Here is a 14,357-nt window from a genome sequence, read left to right on the forward strand (position 1 = left end):
GATGTCGTTGTTCGTGACATTCGAAGGCGTCGAGGGCGCCGGTAAGACGACGCAGATCGTCCGCCTCGCCACCCGTCTGCGCTCGCAGGGCCGCCAGGATATCCTGGTGACCCGCGAGCCGGGCGACGGCCCGCTTTGCCGTGAACTGCGGCAATTGGTTTTGGATCCGCCCGTCGGCGTCTCTGTCGACGAGCGGGCCGAGCTTTTTATCATGCTCGCGGACCGCAGCCAGCACGTCGCGCACACCGTTCGGCCTCATCTGGACAACGGCGGCGTGGTGCTCTGCGACCGCTATATCGATTCCAGCATGGCCTACCAGGGTTTTGGGCGCGGACTCGATCGCGACGCTGTCGCGTCGATGAACGCTTTCGCCACCGGGGGGCTGCTGCCGCATCGGACGCTGCTGCTGGATGTCGATCCCGGCGTGGGCCTCACCCGGCAAACCAACCGCACGCGGATGGAAGCCGAGGCGATCGCCTTCCACGCCAAGATCCGCGAGGGATTTTTGCAAATGGCCGCCGCCGAGCCCGGCCGGTTTCGCATCATCGATGCGTCCCTGCCTCCGGACAATGTCCATGATTTGGTCTGGGAGGCAGTCCAAGATTTACTGGACGACGAATGAAACTGGTTGTCGCCATTATTCGCGAGCGGGAAAAGCAGCGGCTGCACGATCTCCTCATGGACGAGGGGATCACTTATACGAAGATCGGCAGCACCGGCGGATTTTTGCGCCAGGGCAACTGCACGCTGCTGATCGGCGCGCAGGACGCCGCCGTGGAGCGCGTTTTGGAGTTGATCCGTTCGGCGTGCAAGTCCGAGGAACGCTTTGTCAACGTGGCGAGTTTCGGCGAGCAGGGAGTTCTTTCCGGAGCGATGGCGGCGCTGCATCCCCAGGCGGTTTCGGTTGAGTCCGGCGGCGCCGTCGCCTTTGTTCTGGATGTGGACAGCTTCCACAAATTCTAACGGTTCGTATTCCACTCCATGCTTGAAGAAATTGTCGGGCAGGCCAACGCGGTCGCCACGCTGGAGCACGCGTTCCCGCAAGGCCGGTTGACCGGCTCCTATTTATTTGTCGGTCCGGACGGCGTCGGCAAAACGACGACGGCGCAGCTATTCGCCGCCCAGCTCTGCGGCGCGACGGCTCCGGATGACTCCGTCACGCGGCGCGTCTTCGCGGGGACTCATCCCGATGTCCGCATGGTGGAGCCGGCGGGGAAATCCAACACCATCCATGTGGCGCAGCTCTGGCCGCGCTCGGAAAGCAAAGATTACCCGAGCGAGCGCGCCATGCTGCGCGATCTGCATTTCGAGCCGATGGCCGGCCCCAAGCGCATCTTCATCATCAAGGAAGCCGAGGGATTGCGCGGCGGCAATGAAGCCTCCGCGAACAGCATTCTGAAGTCTTTGGAAGAGCCGCCCGCCTACGCGCACTTTATCTTGACCGCAGCGTCCACGGCGGGGCTACTTCCGACGATAGTTTCCCGCTGCCAGGTGATCCATTTCGGGCTGCTGCCGGCGGGCGAGATCGAGACGATCCTGATCGCGCGCCACGGCGCGGATCCCGATCAGGCGCGCTTTCTCGCGGCGTACTGCGAAGGGCGGATCGGCCGCGCGATCTCTCTGCTGCGTTCGCCGGATCTGCTGGCGGGCCGCGATGAACTGCTCGATCTCGCGGACAGGGCGCTGCGCGCGCCGCAGATCGCCAGTTTCAAACTGGCGGAGGAATTTCGTAAGCTAGCGCCCAAGCTTAAAGCGGACAGCGGAGACGCCGCCGCCGATGAAAAAGAACGCGGCGCCCGGGAGCCGGTCCTGAACGCGCTGAGCATGCTCGCCGTGTATTTCCGCGATTTGACGGCGCTGCGCGTGATGGGGCCATCCAAAGCCGTCATTATCAACGCCGACCGCGCGGAGCATCTGAAGAAAGGCGCGCCTCTTTATTCCGAGGAAGCGCTGGTGAAGGCGCTGTCGCTGATCTTCGCGATCCGCCAAGGGATCGAGCGCAACGCCAACGCGCAGCTCGCCACGGAACTGCTGTTCGCGGAGCTCGCCGCGCTGCGGACGGCTCGGTGATTGATTCCCGCATCCTCGGCGGTGGGAAATGGCGCGGCGGTGCGCCGGAGGCGCGTGTATGTATCTGGTGCTCTACCGTAAACCGCATACCGTCATCGGTTTCGCCACCGGAGAACCGCCGTCTTCGTTTGAAGTCGCCGGCAACCATTACGAGCGCGTCACGACTCCAAAAATCACCGCCACATGGCGCGTGGACGAGCAATCCTACCCCGTCGCCATCTTCTGCCGTCTGTCTCCTGGTCACCGCTGGCCGGCCGATATCGAAATCCTCCCGCGCATGACCTGGGAAGGCGACTGCCTCGTCTTCTGGCTCACCACTGAACGCGACTTCGAACGCCGCGATCTCCTCTGCGACGACGTCGTCCTCTACCGCTCCGGCCCCCGCAGCTACGCCTTCTGCTTTTCGCTCGTCGGCGTTCATCACCCGCCGGTCGCGCACCCGTTAGTCTGGCCCAGACCATACTGAGTTCGGATTGCAAACGTGTCTCCGGCGCTTCTGCCGCCCCCTGCAAACCCACCCCGGCCCTTCGGGCCACCCCTCCCGCCGACGGGAAGGGTTTGTAAGATTGCCTCTGACGAAAGCCGCCTGCGATAACACGCTCTGAAATAACCCTTCCCGTCGGCGGGAGGGGTGGCCCGAAGGGCCGGGGTGGGTTTGCAGGGGGCGGCAGAAGCGCCAGGGGAGGGCGTTCTACCGCCGCACAACCGCGCCGTTTTTCGCAATGGCTCCAATAATATCCGACGCGACCGTACGGACGTTGGCGTCGGCGTCATGTACGGCGACTTGTCCGAGGGTCGCCTTTGCCGTCACGACCTCCATCGGCCGGCGATAGGTGACGTCGTGGACCGCCAACATTGCGCCGAGCGACTGCACCGCCGCCAGGCGCCACTGAGCGTCAGGGTGCTTTTGGGCCGTCTGCATGGCGAGCGCGACGTTATCGGGGTCCGTGGACGAAAGCTTTTGCAGCAGCGCCGGGTCTTTTTTTTGCGTGCGCCATTGAGAGGCGATTTTGCTTTCGCGCGGGCTGTCCCAGAAACAGTACTTGACGACGTAGACGGTCGGCGTGAGAAACAGGATCAGGGCGGTGACGCCGGTGATGCGCAGGATCCATTGCAGCGGCTTTGGGAGGGGAGGGCGCGCTTCGGAAGAGCGCGCGGAATTTTCTGAGTCGGTCATGGAGAACATTATACCTGGGCAGGGACGCGGCGCGGATTTCGCAGGTTACAGGGTTGTAATCGTTTATTTGATTGTGCTATAATATTTACCCTTTATAAGGTCTGCATTTTGCCGCGACAACGACGTTCGCCGAATGTTTTCTCTTGGTTTTATCGCCCGACTGACCCTGTCCCGAGCTTGTAATATAAAGAAGGATGCTGCCCGTGCTCAACTATCGCGAAAATGACGAACATGACGCTTGTGCTTTGATTGCTTACGTCCGTAAGGATGGAACGCCCTCGCACGGGACTGTCAAACGCGCCATAAACGCACTCGAAAAGATGGGCCATCGCTCCGGTGGAGTGGATGGCGAAGGGGACGGCTGCGGCGTCCAGACGGATATTCCGCGCCTGCTATGGGCGCGTGACCTCCAGGACGAAGGCGGCCAGGACTCGAAGCTTGCCGAAGATCCCCGGTTCTTTGTCGGCCACTTCTTCATTCCGATGAAGTTCGCCGGACAGGCCGACCAGATCAAGGACCGCGTGCGCGGCCTGCTGAAAGCTCAGGGGATCACGATCCTTGTTGAGGACCACGGCGACGTTCGTCATGACGCGCTTGGCAAGATCGCCCGCTCCAACGAGCCGGAGTTCTGGCAGGTTGCGGGTCTGACGCCCGAGTTCGCGCCCGGCGCGGGACTTGCGGGCGACCGCGCCCTGTTCGCCGCCCAGCTGTCGATCGAGAAGGACACGCCGGTCCATGTCGTGTCACTGTCCCGCCACATCGCTATCTATAAGGTTCACGGCAACGCGGATATCCTCGATCACTACTATCCGCAGCTCTCGTCGCCGGACTTCCAGAGCGTGATCTGTTTGGGCCACTCGCGCTATTCGACCAACACGCTTTCGAACTTCGAGCGCGTGCAGCCGTTTGCCCTGCTTGGCCACAACGGCGAGATCAACACGGTCGATAAGCTGCGCCGCGAAGCGCAGATGCTCGGCATTCCGATCACGCACGACGGCTCGGACTCGCAGGACATGGACCGCGCGATGCACGGTCTGATCGTCAACCATGGCCTGTCGCTGATCGAAGCCTCGGAAGTGATCTTCCCGCCGATGGCTGAGGAAGTCGACGCGCTTCCCGACGACCTGCGCGCCCTGTACCGCTTCTACCGCTGGGTCCTCGGTCCGCTGGCGCAAGGCCCCGCCGCCATCGTCTCGCGCTACGGCGACGAGTGCGTGTTCGGCGTGGACGCTCTTGGCCTGCGCCCGCTGTGGTTCGGCGAATCGGCCAGTGAATACTTCTTCTCTTCGGAGCAGGGCGTCGTTCCGGTTTCCGTCATTCTCGGCCATCCCAAGCCGCTGGCTCCGGGCGAAAAGGTCGCGATCCAGGTCCGACGCGGCGAAGGCACGGATGTCATTCCGTATCACGAGCTGCAGCGCGCCGCGCTGACCCGCTCGCGCGGACACTGGGACCTGAACCAGGTGCATAGCTCGCTCAAGATCGGCAAGGAAGTCACGGCGTACGACGCCAGCCTTGCCCTGAATGCGCCCGAAGCGCTTCCGCTGGAAGCCAACCGCGTCGCCGCGTTCAACTGGGCGACTCAGGACGTCGATTACATTGAAGCCCTCTGCAAGACCGGCAATGAGCCGATCGGCTCCCTGGGTTACGATGGACCGCTGGCGGCCCTGTCGCCCGAGAAGCAGTCGCTCGCCGATTACTTCAAGGAAGCCGTCGCCGTCGTCACTAACCCGGCCATGGACCGCGAGCGCGAGATGGAGCACTTCTCCACCCGCATGACGCTGGGACCGCGCCCGGGCCTGACCGAAAACGACGCGCTGCCGGCGCACGCCATCGAACTGAAGGTTCCGATCCTGACGGATATCGCCGCCACCGGTTCGGATCTGGACGCGAAGCTGATCGCCGAAGCGGCCTCGAAGGTCGGATCGACCTCGCTGGAAGGCGTCTTCGCCTACTTCGGACCGGAAAAAGTCTCCGTGCTTCCCATTGTCTACTCGACCTCGGAAACGGTGGAGACGACCATTGAGAAGCTGGCGGCGCGCGCCGTGGAGCTGGTGCAGGGCGGGGTGGAGATCCTCGTTCTGGACGACAGCACGGCGTTCACCGAGAACACCATTCCGGTGGATCCGCATCTGGCGCTGATTACAGTAGACCGGGCGCTCCGCGCGAAGGCCGTCAGCGACGAGCTGGGCGCGGCCGCGCTGCGGCGTTCGACCAGCCTGGTGCTGCGCTCGGGCGGTCTGCGCAACCTGCACGACATCATCTTCGCGGTCGGCAACGGCGCGGACGCGGTTGTACCTTACCTGATGATGCGGCAGGCGATTGCCGGCGGCCCCGCCGACACCACTGAAGAAGACAAGGCGACGCGTCTGTATAAACTTCTTTCGACCTTGCAGAAGGGCTTGGAGAAGGTCATCTCGACGATGGGCACGCATGAGCTTCGCGGCTATGGCCGTATGTTCGCCTCCGTCGGCCTGCATTCGGAAGTCGCCAACGCGCTGGAGATCCGCAACTTCTGCGGCTCGTCCAAGGCCGGCTACTCCTTCCTGCGGATGGATGAGCAGGCGCGCAAGCGTCTGGAGACGGCGCGCGCCGAGGCTCCGGTGAAGAAGCGCGAGGATCTCCGCTTCTACCCGAAGGTCTGGAAGCTGGCCGGTCAGGTCGGCGCCGGAACGGCCGCATACTCCGCCTACACCGAAAAGGTGCAGGGCCAGGAGAAGGATACGCCGGTTTCCCTGCGTCACCTGCTCGACATTCGTCTCGACAAGCGGACGCCGATCGACCGCAACCTGTCGAACACGCGGGTCAAGGAGCATGATCTGCCCCTGATGATCTCGTCGATGTCGTTCGGTTCGCAGAGTGAGATCGCCTTCCGGGCGTACGCCGAAGCGGCTCGCCAGCTCAACATCGTTTGTATGAACGGTGAGGGCGGCGAAATCAAGGACATGTACGGCAAGTTCCGCAAGAACCGCGGACAGCAGATCGCCTCGGGACGTTTCGGCGTCAACATCGAGATGCTGAACGCCAGCGACTTCCTGGAGATCAAGATCGGCCAGGGCGCCAAGCCCGGCGAGGGCGGCCACCTGCCCGGCAAGAAGGTCTCGGTCAAGGTCGCTCTGGCGCGTCACGCGACGCCCGGCGTCGACCTGATCTCGCCGTCGAACAACCACGACATCTACTCGATCGAGGATCTGGCCCAGATCATCGAAGAGCTGCATACGGCTAACCCGCGCGCCAAGGTCTCCGTCAAGGTGCCGGTCGTTCCGGGAATTGGAACGATCGCTCTGGGCGTCGCCAAGGCGGGCGCCGACATCATCACCCTTTCGGGTTATGACGGCGGCACCGGCGCGGCGCGTATCCATGCGCTCAAGTTCGTCGGCATGCCGGTCGAAATCGGCGTGAAGGAAGCCCACCGGGCTCTGGTGCAGGCGGGCGTTCGCGATGAAGTCGAGCTTTGGTGCGACGGCGGTATGAAGAACGGCGTGGACGTCGTCAAGATGATCCTGCTCGGCGCCAACCGCTGCGGCTTCGGCACCCTCTCGATGGTGGCGACGGGCTGTACGGTCTGTCACGGCTGCCAGCTCGACACCTGCCATGTGGGTATCGCCACGCAGATCGAGACGCTGGAGCAGGCCCAGGCGCACGGCCTCAAGCGGTTCGTTCCGCGCGAGCCGGTCACGGCGGTCGATGCGCTTTGCCGATTGTTCGGCAGCATCGGCGACGAGATCCGCGACCTGACTGCGCAGCTGGGCTTCCTGAACACGCAGGAGATGGTCGGGCAGAGCGATCTGCTGATGCAGACTCGCGGCCAGGAGCTTGTCGATCTGTTTGAATTGACTGCGCCGGTCCTGCCGATGATCACCTACGGCCTGGCGGCGACCGCCGGTAATGAGGACGCGTTCAGCGACAAGGTCGCCAAGCGCATCCGCCGGCCGCTGTCCTACATGAGCAAGCTGATCTCTTCGATGGTTGCGGAGCAGACCGAGAACGGCGCCGATGTGGTGCTGTTTGAAGACGATCGCGTCAACCCGACCGACCGCGAGCTGGGCACTCATCTCGCCGGCGCCATCGTGCGCGGCGAAGTGAACCATACGCCGCTGAAGACCGCCGACCTCACGTTCCAGGATGTTATCCCGGGCAACGGTCTGGGCGCGTTCAACAGCCCGTTCGTGAACGTTCGCGTTCAGGGCGGCGCGCAGGACGGCGTTGCGAAGGGCGCGCATGGCGGCAAGGTCGTCATTCTGCGCGGTCTGAACGATCGCGGCGAGCGCGTGGACGGTTCTGTCGGCAAGGGCTTCGGCTACGGCGCGCAGGGCGGCACATTCCTGATCCAGGGCGACGCCGACTCCCGCTGCGGCATCCGCCTCTCGGGCGCCGACATCGTCATCGGCGGCGAGATCCGCGAGCCATTGAACGATGCGCTCGGATGCCTTGGCGCCCGCGCCAACATCAAGGGCTTCGCCTTTGAGTACATGACCAGCGGACGCGCCGTGGTTCTGGGCGATCCCGGACCGTGGATGTGCGCCGGCATGACGGGTGGCGTTGTTTACATCAAGCTGAACCCGGAGATGGGCCTGGACCGCGCGGCGATCAAGCGCCGCATCGGACGCGGCGCGAATGTCGCCGTGGCCGATTTGAACGACAAGGACAAGCAGAGCATCGCCGAGCTGCTGACGGTTTACGCGCACGAGCTGCGCAACGCCGACCAGCACACGGAGGCCGACCGCACCGACGGCCTGGTCGCTCGCATGCTGCGCGATGAAGCGCCGTTCGTCAAGGTACAGCCGGTCAACTTGCAAGTGGATCAGACCGTTTCCACCGAGTAATTGCAACACACAGGGCCACGTCTCCCCGGAGGCGTGGCTTTTTTCTTATGGCGCTCAGTTATACCTCCATCAACGACCTGCCCGAGCTGCGTACGCCCCGCTTGATCCTGCGCCCCATCCAGCAGGACGACGCCCCGGCCGTGTACGACGCTATTGACCGCAGCCGCGACAACTTCAGCCGCTGGTTCATCTGGTCTCGCGAGAGCACGCTCACCGGCGTCCAGCAGAACATCCGCGAAACCATCTCCTCCATGATCGCCGGCACGGAATGGCACTACGCCATTTTCGAGAAAGAAGCCGGATTCTGCGGCCGGATCGGCCTCTCCCAGATCAATCAAGAAGCCCGCTCCGCCGAACTTGGCTACTGGCTCGCCGAAGAGTTTCAAGGTCGGGGCCTCATGACCGAAGCCGTCCGCACCCTCCTGATGCTCGCGCTGAGCAGCGCCGTCTCGCTGCGCATCGACGCCTACGCCGACACGGAGAACGTCGTCAGTCAGCGCGTTCTCACCAAATGCGGCTTCCGCGAAATCGATGTCATCAAGCACATCGTCCGCCATCCCGAACACGGCTGGCGCGACCACAAACACTACGCCATCCTCACGCAGAACGATCGATAACCGCGCGCCATTCTCCCAAAAAGTTACTTTATTTTTCCCGCATGTTTTGTCGATTTCGCCGCCCTCCAAACGACTATCTTATGTCAGGCCAGACTTACGACGATCGGAAAACCGAAGGAGCATCTTCCCATGCAAGCTAACGCGTATTTAGAGTTCAATGGACAGTGTGAAGCGGCGTTTAAGTTCTACGAGCAGAACCTTGGGGGCCAGATCATCATGATGATGAATCATGAGGGACTGCCGGCCGAGGACAAGCAGCAGATCCCCGAGGATATGCAGAACATGATCCTGCATGCGCGCCTGGATTTGGGATCGACCGTGATTATGGGATCCGACACCCCGACGAACCGCCCCGTGAAGCCGCAGGGCTTCTCCGTCTCTCTCCTCGTGGATACGCCCGAGGAAGCCGAGCGTATCTTCAAAGCGCTTTCAGAAAACGGATCGGTGAGGATGCCGATAGAAGAAACCTTCTGGGCGCACCGCTTTGGAATGGTCACCGACCAGTTCGGCACGCCGTGGATGGTCAACTGCGAAAAGACGATGTAATTCCGGTCTTTGGCGGCGCCCGGCGGATGAGATTTCGTCCGCCGGGCGTTATTTTTTTCAAATCATCGAACCGTTTTCGCTGCTGTCGGCGTTTATCGCATGACGTTCATTCCATGACTCAGGAAAACATCATGCATCGTACCGATTCTCGTATGCGACATGCCTTCACGCTGATCGAGCTTCTCGTTGTCGTCGCGATCATTGCGATTATCGCCGCGATCTTGTTCCCCGCATTCGCCAAGGTGCGGGAGAAGGCGCGTCAGATCACCTGTGTATCCAACGAAAAGCAGCTTGGTCTCGCTTTGCTCCAATACGTTCAGGACAACGACGAGCGCATGCCGGGCGACCATCGGGGCGTTGCATACCCAACGGGAGCGGGGTGGGGCGCCGAGATCTTCCCATACGTCAAGAGCATCGCCGTCTACAAATGTCCGGACGACCCCACCGGGCAAACCCAGAATCTCAATGGTTTGAACGAGATCGACGATCCTGTTTCCTACGCCATGAACACCAACTTAGACGGCGGTCAGCCCGGCGGCTTTCTGGCCGGCCAGCTTGCCCCCGCCTGTACTGTCCTCTTCGTGGAAGTGCAGGGCGCCCAGGCCGACCTCCTCAACGCGAACGACGACAGCAGGACCACCGTCAGCGCCTCTCCCGGCGTGGATGGCGGCGACACCAGCAACGGCTATCTCGACTACTTCTGCTCCGCAAACTACGCCACCGGTCCCAGCAGCAGCGCCGGCATGGGCAACCCGCCGCGCACCGGCAATTCCTACGAGCGCCTTGGCTCCCCGCGCCACACCGACGGCTCCAACTTCGTCCTCGCCGACGGCCACGTCAAATTTCTGCGCCCCCAATCCGTCTCCCCCGGTTACGCCAACACCGATCCCAACAACGACCAGGACCACGGCGTCAACCAATTCGGCCTCCCCGACGGCATCGCCGCCGGCACAGGGACAATGGGACGAGCGCCCAAGAACTTTGCCGCCACGTTTAGTCCTCTTTAGGAGCGCCCGTTTCATGCGCCGCAGATTAGTGCTGCTGCGCGTTCCAACCATGGGATTGCCGCTGCCATTCGCGATGGAATGGCGATGCGATAGCGGCGGCTGCCAGCTCAGTCGCGTAACCTTTTCCCCAGTATTCTCGTTTAAGCAGATAAAGCAGTTCTGCCTACGGCTGAGTATCGCTCGCGCAATATGCGATTCCTCCCCAGCCTATCGCTTCGTCACTTTCTTTTAGAAAGATAGTCCAGGGGGCAATATCAATACCAATATGGTTTTTGATCCATTGTCCCGTTTCCTGATAGGTAAAAGCGCGTGGAGAGGCGAAGCCGACATCAAACATCTTCATAACCTCCGGGTGGCCGAAGAGGTCGTAAAGAGTGTCCTGATCAGCCGGGACGGAGGGGAGCAAGGTAAGCCGATCTGTGGTTAATCTGTCCAATATAACTGTTTTTCTTGAACTGTTCTCAGGGAAGCTGCCTTCATTCGGTAGAATTCGCAGCTAAGCGTCTTCCTGGATTGACCATCGGGTGGCCATGATAATATACCACCATGATTACAAGGCCCGTGCTTCCGAAAGCGCTCCGAGAACGCAAAGTCACCCGTTGACATACATTGTGAAAAAAGGTACAATTGGCGCAACAGCAGGAGGTTCCGACAATGAGCGTCTCACCCGCGACCGATTCACAGCAGCGTGTTCTGACTTTGGGGCACAGCCCCGACTCTGACGACGCATTTATGTTTTATGCGCTTGCCGAAGGCAAGATCGACAGCGAGGGACTGGAGTTCGAGCATGTGCTGCGGGACATCCAGACGCTGAACGAATGGGCGCGCGAGGGGAAGCTGGACACCACGGCGATCTCGCTGCACGCTTACGCTTATGTCCAGGACAAGTATGCGCTGCTCGCGCACGGCGCGAGCATGGGCGACGGTTATGGGCCGATGGTCATCACCACGGAGCCGATCACGCCGGAGGAGCTGGAAGGGAAGCGCATTGCGATCCCCGGCCCGCTGACCACGGCGTATCTGGCGTTTCAAATCTACATGGACGGCAAGAAGTTTGAGCCGGTCTTTACGTACTTCGACGCCATTATGGATGAAGTGCGGGCGGGCAATGTCGACGCCGGCCTGATCATCCATGAAGGACAGCTCACGCATAAAGCCGAAGGCTTTCACACCATCGTGGATCTGGGCGTCTGGTGGAAGGACCGCACGGCGACGCCGCTGCCGCTGGGCGTCAACGCCATCAAGCGTGACCTGGGCGTGGAGCTTTCCGAGAAGATGTCGCGCGTGATGCGCCGCTCCATCGAGTTCGCGCTGACGCACCGCGCGGACGCGCTGGCGCACGCCATGCAGTACGCCCGCGATTTGGAGACGGAGATGGCGGACAAGTTTGTCGGCATGTATGTCAATGAATTGACGCTGGATCTGGGGGAGCGCGGAAAGAAGGGCGTGGAGCTGCTTCTGACCGAGGCCGCCGAGCGTAAGCTGATCCCGCCGGTACAGCAGCCCGTGACGTTTGTCGATTGAATCGAAAGCCGGGCGTCATAGCCCGGCTTTTTTTGTGCGATAGATTGTGATTTATTTCACAATCGTGGCGTTTAGACTGGAATTTAGGGATGCATCTGGATTTACTTGTGCTGTCGCGGATCCAATTCGCGATGACGATCATGTTCCATTACCTCTTCCCGCCGCTTTCGATCGGCCTGGGCGCGGTGCTGGTGTTTATGGAAGCGATGTACCTGAAGACGAAAGACCCGCAGTACGAAGCGATCACTCGTTTCTGGACGCGTATCTTCGCCGCGAACTTCGCGATGGGGGTGGCGACGGGGATCGTCATGGAGTTCGAGTTCGGTACGAACTGGGCGGCGTTCTCGCGCTATGTGGGCGACGTGTTTGGCTCGGCGCTCGCCTCCGAGGGGATCTTCGCGTTCTTTCTGGAGTCGGGATTCCTCGCCGTGCTTGTCTTCGGCTGGGATCGTGTGTCGGCGCGCTTCCATTTTCTCGCGACCTGCATGGTGGCGATGGGGGCGACCTTTTCGGCGATCTGGATCGTGGTCGCGAACTCCTGGATGCAGACCCCGCGCGGCTTCCATATCATCGGCAGCGGTCTGACGGCGCGCGCGGAGATCACGGACTTCTGGGCGATGGTGTTCAACCCGTCCACCATCAACCGGCTCACGCATACGCTGATCGGCGCGTATATCCTCGGCGCCTTCTTCGTCATGAGCATCTCGGCGTACTATTTGCTGAAGGATCGGCATATCGATTTCGCGCGTAAGAGCTTCAAGACGGCGCTCGTCTTTGGGACCGTGATGTCTCTCGCGGCGGGATTGACCGGAGATTTGAACGCGCGCATGATCGCGCGTTACCAGCCCGCGAAATTCGCTGTCGCCGAAGGCAATCTCCATACGGAAAAGGGCGGGACGGCGTTCGGCCTCTTCGGCATCCCGGATGCCAATGGGGAGCGAATGCATTATGAAGTCGCGATCCCTGGCTTGCTGAGCGTTCTGATGTATGGCGATCCCCATAAGCCCGTCCCGGGCTTGGACCAGATCCCGCGCGCGGACCGTCCGCCGGTCATCGTCCCATACATGTCGTACCATGTGATGATCTTTATCGGGACCTATCTGGTGGGACTATCGGTCCTCGCGTGCTTCTTATGGTGGCGTGGAATACTCTTCCAGCAGCGATGGCTGCTCTGGGTATTTGTCTTCTCCGTCGTTGGGCCGTATCTCGCCAACGAAGCCGGGTGGGTGACGGCGGAAGTCGGACGGCAGCCATGGATCGTGTACGGCCTGTTGCGTACGAGCGAGGGACTTTCGAAAGCGGTGCAGGCGAACCAGGTGCTCGGCAGCATCGTGATGTTCATGGTCGTGTACGCGCTGCTCTTCGCCGTCTGGGTCCATGTGCTCAACGACAAGATCGGACACGGCCCAGACGCGCCGCATGAGCCGCCGTCGACATCCACGACCGCCGGGGGAGTGCTCGCGGTTCACGCCGCCACGGAAGACCCGGCAGGCTACTCTCTCACCGCCGATTCGGATAGCTGGGAAGGATCCGGCGCCGAGGCGAACCATCAGGAAGGACGGCATTGATTGGATCTGAATACGTTCTGGTTTTTATTGATCGGCGTCCTGCTGATCGGCTACGCCATTCTGGACGGGTTTGATCTGGGGGTGGGGGCGCTGCACCTGTTCGCGCGCAGCGACCATGACCGCCGGGTCTTTCTCAACGCCATCGGCCCGGTTTGGGACGGCAACGAAGTCTGGCTCGTCACCTTTGGCGGCGCGCTGTTCGCCGCGTTCCCCAAAGCCTACGCCACCGCGTTCTCGGGGTTCTATCTCGCGTTTATGTTTCTGCTCTGCGCGCTCATCTTCCGGGCGGTCGCGATTGAGTTTCGCAGCAAGCAGGAGCCGACGATCTGGCGCAGCTTCTGGGACGTCGCGTTCTTCGCCGCCAGCGTCTCGTCGTCGCTTCTGTTCGGGATCGCCGTTGGGAACCTGATCCTCGGCTTGCCCATCGGCGCGGACGGAGACTTTCGGGGGCAGCTTACGGATCTCGTGCGGCCCTACGCCCTGCTTGTCGGCTTCTTCAACCTGTCGATGTTCATGATGCACGGCTCGATCTATCTCTACCTGAAAACGGACGGCGAGCTTCAGCAGCGCGTGCGCGGGTGGATCTACACCACCTTCGGCGTGTTCTGCTCGCTGTATGCGATCACGACCATCGCGACGCTCCAGGCGCTGCCGGGCGCCACGCGCAACTTCGCGCACTTCCCCTGGGTGTGGGGCGTGGTGGTGCTGAATGTGCTCGCCATCGCCAATATCCCGCGCGCCCTGCACAAGCAGGCGCCTTCCTATGCGTTTTTCTCGTCGTCGTGCAGCATCGCGGCCTTGGTCGTGCTGTTCGGCGTCGCGATCTTCCCGAATATGATCATCAGCAGCCTCAACCCGGCTTGGAGCCTGACGATCTACAACGCCGCCTCCTCGCAAAAGGCGCTGGGACTGATGCGCAACATCGCGTTTCTGGGGCTGCCGTTCGTGCTCACCTACACGATCGCGATTTACTGGGTTTTCCGAGGAAAGGTGAAGATCGAGAAGCACAGCTACTGATCTTCACC

General features: G+C 61.7%; 12 protein-coding genes and 1 pseudogene. 11 read left to right on the top strand and 2 right to left on the bottom strand.

Going from position 1 to position 14,357, the window contains the following annotated elements:
* Nucleotide 1: 1 nt before the first annotated feature.
* From tmk to D5261_RS20345, 4 genes are read left to right on the top strand one after another with little or no spacing between them, the layout of a single operon-like run.
* Nucleotides 2-622: a dTMP kinase gene (tmk, locus tag D5261_RS20330; protein WP_218025758.1), complete on the top strand. Its 621-nt coding sequence runs from the start codon at nt 2-4 to the stop codon at nt 620-622.
* The gene (locus D5261_RS20335; protein ID WP_119324522.1) at nt 619-963 is read left to right on the top strand and encodes a cyclic-di-AMP receptor; all 345 of its coding nucleotides are present in this window, start codon (nt 619-621) and stop codon (nt 961-963) included. The genes tmk and D5261_RS20335 overlap by 4 nt, the downstream gene beginning before the upstream one ends.
* 18 nt (nt 964-981) lie before the next feature.
* Nucleotides 982-2,070 (top strand): DNA polymerase III subunit, encoded by a 1,089-nt coding sequence (locus tag D5261_RS20340; protein WP_119324521.1) that lies wholly within the window; start codon nt 982-984, stop codon nt 2,068-2,070.
* A 58-nt stretch (nt 2,071-2,128) separates the two neighbouring features.
* Nucleotides 2,129-2,536: a hypothetical protein gene (locus D5261_RS20345; RefSeq protein WP_119324520.1), complete on the top strand. Its 408-nt coding sequence runs from the start codon at nt 2,129-2,131 to the stop codon at nt 2,534-2,536.
* Between the two features lie 225 nt (nt 2,537-2,761).
* Here the strand turns inward: D5261_RS20345 and D5261_RS20350 are convergent, their stop codons facing one another.
* On the bottom strand, nt 2,762-3,247 hold the full coding sequence (locus D5261_RS20350; protein WP_125206305.1) for a hypothetical protein: 486 nt from the start codon (nt 3,245-3,247) through the stop codon (nt 2,762-2,764).
* A 194-nt stretch (nt 3,248-3,441) separates the two neighbouring features.
* Here D5261_RS20350 and D5261_RS20355 point away from each other — a divergent pair, with 194 nt between their 5' ends.
* The 4 genes from D5261_RS20355 to D5261_RS20370 all read left to right on the top strand — a co-directional run bounded on the left by D5261_RS20355 (nt 3,442) and on the right by D5261_RS20370 (nt 10,240).
* Nucleotides 3,442-8,070, top strand: a complete 4,629-nt coding sequence (locus tag D5261_RS20355) for a glutamate synthase-related protein (protein WP_119324518.1) — start codon at nt 3,442-3,444, stop codon at nt 8,068-8,070.
* Nucleotides 8,071-8,117: 47 nt separating this feature from the next.
* Complete coding sequence (locus D5261_RS20360) at nt 8,118-8,687, top strand: GNAT family N-acetyltransferase (protein ID WP_119324517.1); 570 nt, start codon at nt 8,118-8,120, stop codon at nt 8,685-8,687.
* 129 nt (nt 8,688-8,816) lie between these two features.
* Nucleotides 8,817-9,233 (top strand): VOC family protein, encoded by a 417-nt coding sequence (locus D5261_RS20365; protein ID WP_119324516.1) that lies wholly within the window; start codon nt 8,817-8,819, stop codon nt 9,231-9,233.
* Nucleotides 9,234-9,364: 131 nt separating this feature from the next.
* Entirely contained in the window at nt 9,365-10,240 is an 876-nt protein-coding gene (locus D5261_RS20370; protein WP_174721499.1) for a DUF1559 family PulG-like putative transporter, read from the top strand.
* Nucleotides 10,241-10,265: 25 nt separating this feature from the next.
* Here D5261_RS20370 and D5261_RS20375 read toward each other — a convergent pair.
* Nucleotides 10,266-10,676 (bottom strand): annotated as a pseudogene (locus D5261_RS20375) (GNAT family N-acetyltransferase).
* 218 nt (nt 10,677-10,894) lie between these two features.
* On the opposite strand from D5261_RS20375, the gene D5261_RS20380 reads away from it, so the two are divergent.
* The 3 genes from D5261_RS20380 (at nt 10,895) to cydB (ending at nt 14,349) form a co-directional block, all read left to right on the top strand.
* Nucleotides 10,895-11,764: a menaquinone biosynthesis family protein gene (locus tag D5261_RS20380; protein WP_119324567.1), complete on the top strand. Its 870-nt coding sequence runs from the start codon at nt 10,895-10,897 to the stop codon at nt 11,762-11,764.
* Nucleotides 11,765-11,853: 89 nt separating this feature from the next.
* Complete coding sequence (locus D5261_RS20385) at nt 11,854-13,332, top strand: cytochrome ubiquinol oxidase subunit I (protein WP_218025756.1); 1,479 nt, start codon at nt 11,854-11,856, stop codon at nt 13,330-13,332.
* Nucleotides 13,333-14,349 carry a cytochrome d ubiquinol oxidase subunit II gene (cydB, locus tag D5261_RS20390; protein ID WP_119324513.1) on the top strand — a complete coding sequence of 339 codons (1,017 nt, stop codon included), beginning with the start codon at nt 13,333-13,335 and terminating at the stop codon, nt 14,347-14,349. It abuts the gene before it with no gap.
* The last annotated feature ends 8 nt before the right edge of the window (nt 14,350-14,357 follow it).

Source organism: Capsulimonas corticalis (assembly GCF_003574315.2).
GTDB classification, from domain to species: domain Bacteria; phylum Armatimonadota; class Armatimonadia; order Armatimonadales; family Capsulimonadaceae; genus Capsulimonas; species Capsulimonas corticalis.

Excerpts from the sequence above, each read along its gene's own strand:
- tmk (WP_218025758.1), top strand. The coding sequence starts at position 2 with ATGTCGTTGTTCGTGACATTCGAAGGCGTCGAGGGCGCCGGTAAGACG.
- D5261_RS20335 (WP_119324522.1), top strand. The coding sequence starts at position 619 with ATGAAACTGGTTGTCGCCATTATTCGCGAGCGGGAAAAGCAGCGGCTG.
- D5261_RS20340 (WP_119324521.1), top strand. The coding sequence starts at position 982 with ATGCTTGAAGAAATTGTCGGGCAGGCCAACGCGGTCGCCACGCTGGAG.
- D5261_RS20345 (WP_119324520.1), top strand. The coding sequence starts at position 2,129 with ATGTATCTGGTGCTCTACCGTAAACCGCATACCGTCATCGGTTTCGCC.
- D5261_RS20350 (WP_125206305.1), bottom strand. The coding sequence starts at position 3,247 with ATGACCGACTCAGAAAATTCCGCGCGCTCTTCCGAAGCGCGCCCTCCC.
- D5261_RS20355 (WP_119324518.1), top strand. The coding sequence starts at position 3,442 with ATGCTGCCCGTGCTCAACTATCGCGAAAATGACGAACATGACGCTTGT.
- D5261_RS20360 (WP_119324517.1), top strand. The coding sequence starts at position 8,118 with ATGGCGCTCAGTTATACCTCCATCAACGACCTGCCCGAGCTGCGTACG.
- D5261_RS20365 (WP_119324516.1), top strand. The coding sequence starts at position 8,817 with ATGCAAGCTAACGCGTATTTAGAGTTCAATGGACAGTGTGAAGCGGCG.
- D5261_RS20370 (WP_174721499.1), top strand. The coding sequence starts at position 9,365 with ATGCATCGTACCGATTCTCGTATGCGACATGCCTTCACGCTGATCGAG.
- D5261_RS20380 (WP_119324567.1), top strand. The coding sequence starts at position 10,895 with ATGAGCGTCTCACCCGCGACCGATTCACAGCAGCGTGTTCTGACTTTG.
- D5261_RS20385 (WP_218025756.1), top strand. The coding sequence starts at position 11,854 with ATGCATCTGGATTTACTTGTGCTGTCGCGGATCCAATTCGCGATGACG.